4 protein-coding genes are annotated in these 4,103 nt (G+C 52.2%); 3 read left to right on the top strand and 1 reads right to left on the bottom strand.

The window, feature by feature from the left end:
* Positions 1-308 precede the first annotated feature (308 nt).
* The 3 genes from ATY79_RS22865 to ATY79_RS22855 all read left to right on the top strand — a co-directional run bounded on the left by ATY79_RS22865 (position 309) and on the right by ATY79_RS22855 (position 2,771).
* The gene (locus ATY79_RS22865; RefSeq protein ID WP_088704976.1) at positions 309-920 is read left to right on the top strand and encodes a hypothetical protein; all 612 of its coding nucleotides are present in this window, start codon (positions 309-311) and stop codon (positions 918-920) included.
* A 12-nt stretch (positions 921-932) separates the two neighbouring features.
* Positions 933-1,265, top strand: a complete 333-nt coding sequence (locus tag ATY79_RS22860; RefSeq protein ID WP_088704975.1) for a zinc ribbon domain-containing protein — start codon at positions 933-935, stop codon at positions 1,263-1,265.
* A 135-nt stretch (positions 1,266-1,400) separates the two neighbouring features.
* Complete coding sequence (locus tag ATY79_RS22855; RefSeq protein WP_088704974.1) at positions 1,401-2,771, top strand: hypothetical protein; 1,371 nt, start codon at positions 1,401-1,403, stop codon at positions 2,769-2,771.
* Between the two features lie 263 nt (positions 2,772-3,034).
* On the opposite strand, the gene ATY79_RS22850 is transcribed toward ATY79_RS22855, so the two are convergent.
* Complete coding sequence (locus tag ATY79_RS22850) at positions 3,035-3,688, bottom strand: recombinase family protein (protein ID WP_088704977.1); 654 nt, start codon at positions 3,686-3,688, stop codon at positions 3,035-3,037.
* Positions 3,689-4,103 lie beyond the last annotated feature (415 nt).

Raw genomic sequence — 4,103 nt, 5'->3', positions numbered from 1 at the left:
GGTAGTAGCGGCGAAATAATTGACCATTCGTGGTCCGTGAGTTCGTAGCGGCGGCGCGTCATCATTGCTCCCAATTCGGAAGCCTTGAATCACGCCGAACGCAGTACGCCAAGAGAATTTATGAGTTACGTCCTAGAGTTACCTTATTGACATTACAATTGATTCCCTGCCACCAATCGATTTGGGGAATATTGGGGCAGTTAATGGGGTCGGACAGTCTTTGGGCTGCATGCAAAACTTGCAGTAAGCAAATCTCGGTGTCAGCTAAGTCATGTCCGCATTGCGGAGCACGCCGTTCTCGGTTTGGCTTGATCAAGTGGATCGGCGGCGGAGTTGCGGTCGTCGTTATTTTAGCCGGTATCGCCGGACAGGATAAGTCTACACAAGATAAGACCGGAGCCGCGTCACAGACGCCTTTGGCTTCTGTCGCACCCGGTGGGACGGAACAGCCAAGTCTCCCAGAACAACAGAGCCGCCTTTTGGCTGTGACCGCTGAATATAGCGACCGCTTCGCATCGGCATCTAACGAGCTACAGCAGAGTGTATTGCGAGACGAAAGGCGATCCGCCCTAGTTAAGGCGCTCGGCTCGCAACGAAGCGTTGCCGGATGGCGGGGCAAGATCACGCGGCTCGAAACGAACACCGAAGGCAAGGCGATCCTGTCGGTTCGCCTTTCACCCAACACCGATATCGGTACGTGGAACAACGCTCTTTCCGACATCATGGATGGAACCCTGATCGAGAAGGGCACGCCTCTTTACACGGCGCTGCTGACGATGTCGGTGGGCGATGCCGTAACGGTGTCTGGTAGCTTTTTGCCCTCTGACGAAGACGGGATGAAGGAAACCAGCCTGACAATTCGGGGAGCAATGAGCGACCCCGAATTCCTATTCCACTTCAATGACATTTCTAAGCAATGAGGAGTTTTTAGAATGGCGATGATTAGTTGCCCGGAATGCCAGAACAGCGTGAGCGACAGCGCATTTAAGTGCCCTAAATGCGGTGTTCAGTTGAGGAAGCTAAAGCGCGGCTTCATGGGGAAGCTCTTCAAGTGGTCGTTTATCGCATTCAACATCCTAATGGCGTTTTGGCTATTTGCGGGCATGAATGCCGCCACCAAGGGCATTGAGAACCTCAATGGTGCCGAGCAAGCGGGTGCGGCGATTGGTACGGGAATTGGAGCCGCGCTAGTTCTCGGAATTTGGGTGATCGGGGCTATCATTCTCGGCTTGTTTGTCATGTTCACCCGACCCAAGGCTGCATAGTAGCGCAGCCATTGGAGCTGCTAATGCAAGGTCTAGCTCCCTGGAACCGCATCCCGGGCTAGACCATCGCAAACGCGCCGTGCGGACAATAATAGCGCGCTTCTAAGACACATATCACGGAATATGAACAGAAGCATGTTGAAGAGTTTTCTTGTTTTAGCTGCTATTGCGGGCACAACGTCTTATGCGAATGCAGCGTGCATCTCCGAAGCGAAATTGAAAAGCCAGATGCAGACCGTTAACGGGGTCCTTTTCGAAAGGGAGTTGGACGGCGCGAAATATGTAACGATATACAAGAGAAAAGATAAGAATTACCTTGCCGTCGAGCGTCAGAGCAATTGCATTGCGACAATGCGAATCCTCGATGAAGACGAGCTTTGGAGTTCATACCAAGCGGAAGACGAGTCTGATTGCGAAGAATGCGTGGGTATAGTCGCCGATAGCGATGCGCTGGCACCAGAGCCATCCTCTCCTGCGCAATTCGAGCACCTTTCGCCCAGCCGATACGCCGTTACTTCCGTTTACAATGGGCCTATTCACCGCCCCGATTTTAAAGGACGGGACAAGGGCTTTGCGGACTTCAGATCCCGCATCCTGGAAGGGATGAGCCAAGGCGTCAACTTTTCCGGCGATTACACAATCACCCAAATCGGATGCGGATCAAGCTGTTCGTTTGCAATTCTAAGCAATCTGAGGACTGGCGAGCAATTCGATTTCCCACGCGGCGGAGAAGAAGTCGGTCCGCTTTCTCTGAAATTCAGTGCTAACAGCAGTCTGATGATTTCGACGTGGAAGAGTGGTGAAGACTGCGTTCTGGAGTCGCTTCAGTTCGATGGGAAGAAATGGGTGACGTTGGCTAAACCGTCATTGGGTAAAGCCGATCTCTGCTATGACGGCATCGACGACAACATTGAAAGATACAAGAGCCGGAATGGAGCATCCGACAACTCATCGGGCAGTTCCCTCGTACAGGGCGGCTCTTCACCTGCGGACGTTTCCCCAGGTATACCCTCTCGCACGGAGATACCTGGCGATAAGACCGCATTTCGTGGGCTGCGTCTAGGCATGTCTAAAGAGCAGGCTATGTCGCTGCACATTGATGGATTTAGCCCAGAACTTAGAGAGAAGGTTGAGTACGAAGGCGGATTCAAAATTCCAAGCCACGTGAACTTTCTGTCTGCCTCCGGAGATATCTGCGCATCAGGGGATTTAGGCGACGGCAACCCGGTGATTGAGGAACTTGAGCTTTCGGAGTGCTTTTTCTTGTCGAAAGGCGCAAATCTTCACCAATTCACCAAAAAATTTGCCGATAGCTACAATGTCGGCAGTATGGCGGGTTCTGTAAAGCAACGCAACAGTTCCGCGATAGAAGAGTCGTATGAGGGCGAAACTAAATTTGGGGAAGTTATCAAGATATACAAAGTTACTGGATTTAATAATAAACTCAACAAAGTAGAAGATCCCATTAAGGTCAATGTAAAGAGCAATAATTCGACTTTCGATTAAAATTTTAAGCAAGCGCTGCCGCTTATACGACAGAAAGAAGTCGATATCTCGGGACGAGTTACCTGACAGAAATCGGAGTCGCCAAGGCACCGCGCAAGCAAACGGCTTTGCGCAACATGGACCTACTTGAAATATGCAAATGAAGAGCCGGTCCCTCATAGCTGCCCACGGCGGCGGTGTTTTGCTGCGTCCCATGAAGGCCTTAGCAACCGTCTGTCGGTTCAATTTGGGTGTGCCTGAGTTAAACCAATCGAAGTGCCCGGTCAGGCTCTTTCGATGACGCGCTTCACACTAGTCGCGGTCCATTGTCCGCCGCGTGGCGATAGCTTGCCTGCTTCGTTCAAGGCGTCGGCAATGTTCTCTAATGTCTCGCCCGCATCCCGGAGCTTACCGACCAACGGCAGGACAGAAGCAGCGAACCTATCCGCTTTAGTCTTGGCAGCTTCATTGCGCTTCATGGTCTTGTCACGCATTCCCCCGAGCTTCACGCCACGGGCCTTTGCTGACTGAAGTGCTGCCTTAGTCCGGGCGCTGATGAAGTCTCGTTCCTGTTCAGCTAGAGCCGCGTAAATGTGGAGTTGGAACTTGTCGGCATGCGGCATGGATGCAACGCGAAGGTTCACGCGCTTATCGTCCATGATGGTAGCGATGAAGGACACCTTACGGGACAGGCGGTCTAGCTTGGCGACCAGCAGGTCAGCGCCGGTCTTGCGTGCCATTGCTAGCGCCTTAGCCAATTCCGGGCGATCATCATCACCGCCCGACTGAACGTCTTGAAATCTGGCGATCACTTCGAACGGCACTTCGGAAAACTGATCGAGAAAGATGTCTATGTCTCGCTGTTGAGCTTCAAGACCAAGACCGGACTTGCCTTGCTCGCTGGTCGAAACTCGGATGTATGTAATGTACTGCTTCAGGGAAAATGCCTCTTTCATGAGAAGCATGTTATCAAGCACAAATGGCAATTGTCAAACGTCATCGGACGTTGTGCGTGATAAATGAGTACCGATCAGCCGGTTTCCCTGAGTCCGGAGTCGATCAGCCGCCAATCTGCTCTTTATTTGTTCAGTTCACTAAAACTGATATATTAGGCTAACAGATCAAGAAACTTGATCAATTCGAGCGGAGTTCCCGGGCGGCTGGTCGGGCTGGCGCGAAACATGGTCCCCGGAAGAACTCCACCACAACGAAAACTTGCGATCCTCGATGACCTTGCCCCCAAGTTTTATCCAATTTTGAGTTCGCTCCAGCGGTTTTGGGTTGCTGTGTTTGGGGCGGTAGCGGCGGGTTGCGGTGCGGAGCCATTTCGGCTGCGCAGCACCGCATCACGTC

It is taken from the genome of Rhizobium sp. R693 (assembly GCF_002211315.1).
Classification (GTDB): Bacteria; Pseudomonadota; Alphaproteobacteria; order Rhizobiales; family Rhizobiaceae; genus Rhizobium.
The sequence above is the reverse complement of the archived record's forward strand: the minus strand, read 5'-3'. Positions and strand labels throughout refer to the sequence as shown.